This is a genomic window from Bacillus cereus (assembly GCF_015071065.1).
GTDB lineage: Bacteria > Bacillota > Bacilli > Bacillales > Bacillaceae_G > Bacillus_A > Bacillus_A cereus_BA.
In genome coordinates, this window is sequence record NZ_VOVA01000089.1 from 1 (window position 1) to 516 (window position 516).

Genomic DNA, 516 nt, shown 5'->3' on the forward strand with positions numbered 1-516 from the left:
ATTTCATTATCCTTATAGTAATGAAGCAACTGCTTCACTTCCTCATATGATAATTCGCGTTTTGGTTTATCGTGTTTATTAACGGTCGTACTTAGAAATTCCACATGAAGAGGTTCCTGGATATATTGAATTTCATATAGCCATTTCAAATACGAACGGATTACACCAAGTTTCCGACTAATTGTAGATGCTTTGTATTTTTCTTTTGATTGATAGGAGATTGCCTCCTGGGATAACCATTTTTGATAGTTACGTATATGTCGCTTTCTTAAGTTCCTCCAAACTTGGCCGACTACATAATCTTTAACATCTTGCTGCAGGAACTCTGTGCTTTGCTTAATAAAAAAATAAAATTGACTTAGATCACGAGCATATAGAGTCCTGGATGCATCCTTTATACGTTTTTCTTGGTCAAAATGTGTTTGCCGATTTAAATAGTAATACAATATTTCTTCATCTGAAAATCCCTCATATGTATATGAATCTTCTCTTTCGTTATTTTCCTTTTTAAATTCA

Annotated in this window: 1 pseudogene; it reads right to left on the reverse strand. The window is 33.1% G+C overall.

What is annotated here, in order from left to right:
- Nucleotides 1-516, reverse strand: a pseudogene (locus FT637_RS29615) (hypothetical protein); the annotation flags it as partial.